Genomic DNA, 2,709 nt, shown 5'->3' on the forward strand with positions numbered 1-2,709 from the left:
TGGCTGCTCTGGCCAAGGCCGCCGCGCCTCGACGCGTTCAAGATCGTCGTGTTTCCGCTCCAGGCCCGTGGGGACAGCGCGCTGCGGAGCGACGGCGTGGCGCTGGGCTCCCTGCTCAATTCGGCTCTCGAGAGCGCGGAGCCGCTCAAGGTCGTGGATGCGTGGACCTGGCTGACGCCGGAGCAGCGCCGCGACCCGACCCTGATCGCCATCGGGGACCTGGGCCGGATCGCGCGCGGCCAGCACGCACGCTACGCGCTCGGCGGGTGGGTGCTGCGCTCCGGAGACTCCGCGCGGGTGGCCGTGCAGCTGCTCGACGTGAGGGGCGACTCGACGCTGCCGCAGGTGAGCGCGGCGGGGATGTTCGGGCCGCATTTCATCGCCGACCTCGGCCTGCGGGCGGTGGTCGGCCTCCTGTCGCGGTTCCTCTCGCCCGGGCGGCGGGTGGACCTCCAGCTCCTCCAGGGCCACGACCCCGCGGCGGTCGTGGCGACGGTCAGCGGCGACCTCGACTATCGGGACGGGAAGTTCACGTCGGCGCTCGCCCACTACCGACACGCGCTCGAGATCGACTCGACGATGGTCCTCGCGGCCGTGAAAGGCGCCTCGGCGGCGAACTGGAACCACGACGTGGCCGGATCGGTGGCGCTGGTCGATGTTGCGCTCCGGCACGCCGGCCGTGCGCCGATCAAGTACCGCGCGTTCGCCGCCGGCCTGCACGCGTACCTCGCCAACGATCCGGTCCGCGCCGCCGCGGAATTCGACCGGGCGATCGCGCGGGACTCCGACTGGACGGAAGCGTGGATGGCACGGGGGGAGTTGCACTACCACTTCCTGCTCGGCGGGTGGAATCCCGACTCGCTCGCGGCGCTCGACTTCCGGCAGGCGCTCCAGCTCGATCCCGGCTTCACGCCGGCGCTCTACCACCTCGGCGAGATCGAGATGCAGCGCGGGTGGACGGCGCGCGCGGACTCGCTGTACCAGGCGCTGCGGCGGGCGGGGCCGGACAGCGCCTGGCTGCGCAAGGCCACGTGGATGATGCGGTGCGTGCGCGACGGCCCCGATGCCGTGGACTGGGAACGCGCGGCGCGTGGTCCCGGTGACGCCGCCTACGACGTCGTGGTGGTCGCGCACGGGATCGCCAAGACCCGGCCGGCGTGCGCCGAGCGCGCATTGCGCGCAGCGCTCGCAGCGGCGCCGCGGGAGTCGGTGACGACGCGCTGGGTCGCCCTCGTCGGCCTGCAGTCGGTGCTGGTCGCGGAGGGCAGGTACCCGGAGGTGCGGCGGCTCCTGGCCTGGGGCGTGGACAGCGTGCACCCGGCGGCGCACACGCTGCAGCTGGTGGATGCCATCGCGGGCGTCGGCACCGACGGCGAGGCGGCCGCGGCGCTGCGCGACCCCGCGCTCGGCGGCCCGCGCGCGCCGCTGCACGGGCGCGGGCCGCGCTGGCTGTGGTGGCACGGGATGTACGCCTGGCTGCGGCGCGATGCGGCGCGGTTACAGCAGATCGTTGGTGTCCTGGCCGACACGATGCGCGTAGGCGAGAGCGACGGGGCCGACACGCTGGCACACGGCGCGCTCGCGGCCCGCCTGGCTGTGCTGCGCGCCGACACGACGCAGGCGATTGCGATCTTGTCGTCCCTGACGCCGCGGGGGACGATGGGCGAGCTCGCCTGGGAGTGGATGGCTCCGCTGGCCGAGGAGCGGCTGCTGCTCGCGCAGCTGCTGCTGGCGAAGGGGCGCTATGCCGACGCGCTGGCCGTGGCGGGCGTCTTGGACGCCGCGGCGCCGATGGCGTACGCGCTGTACCTGCGTGACGGTCTTGAGGTGCGGGCTCAGGCGGCGCACGCGCTGGGTCGGCGCGCGCTGGAGGCCGTGTTGCGGGGACGGCTGAAGGCGTTGCAGCGAGGCGCGGCATGACCGACGTCCGGGCGTCCCTCCAGGACGCGCTCGGGGCCCGTTACGAGGTCCAGGGCGAGGTGGGACGTGGGGGCATGGCGACCGTGTATCGGGCGATCGACCGGCACCTGGGCCGGCCAGTCGCGGTCAAGGTGCTGAGTCCCGAGTTGACTCATCTGCTGGGCCCGGAGCGCTTCCACCGCGAAGTCAGCATTGCGGCGTTGCTGCAGCATCCCAACATCGTCCCTGTCCATGAGTCCGGAGAGACAGGCGACCTGCTCTACTACACGATGCCGCTGGTGGAAGGGGAGACGCTCCGCGCGCGGGTGACGCGCGAGACGCAGCTGCCGTTGGACCTGGCACTGAAGATCACCGAGGACGTGGCGGAGGCGCTGCGCTGCGCGCACGAGCACGGCATCGTCCACCGCGACATCAAGCCCGAGAACATCATGCTGTCGGGTGGGCACGCGGTGGTGATGGATTTCGGCGTCGCCCAGGCGATCTCGCAGGCCGGCGGAGACCGGCTGACCACGGCGGGGCTGGCGGTGGGGACGCCGGCCTACATGAGTCCGGAGCAGGCGGGTGGGGCCGCGCACCTGGATGCGCGGGCGGACATCTACGCGCTGGGATGCGTGCTGTACGAAATGCTCGGCGGCGAGCCGCCGTTCACCGGTCCCTCGGCGCAGGCGGTGCTCGCCCGCCAGATGCAGGAGCCGCCGCGCTCGCTGCACGTGATACGCGCCACGGTGTCGCCCGCGCTGCAGCGCGTGATCGAGAAGTCCCTGGCGAAAGTGCCGGCTGACCGCTACG

The 2,709-nt window shown here is 73.0% G+C and carries 2 protein-coding genes; both read left to right on the plus strand.

What is annotated here, in order from left to right:
- Positions 1-1,920 (plus strand): hypothetical protein (locus VMF70_08760; protein HTT68106.1); only part of this gene is annotated, 1,920 nt, incomplete at its 5' end.
- A partial coding sequence (locus VMF70_08765; GenBank protein HTT68107.1) for a serine/threonine-protein kinase occupies positions 1,917-2,709 on the plus strand: 793 nt, incomplete at its 3' end. The genes VMF70_08760 and VMF70_08765, both read left to right, overlap by 4 nt.

Source organism: Gemmatimonadales bacterium, assembly GCA_035502185.1.
In the GTDB taxonomy this organism is placed as follows: Bacteria; Gemmatimonadota; Gemmatimonadetes; order Gemmatimonadales; family JACORV01; genus Fen-1245.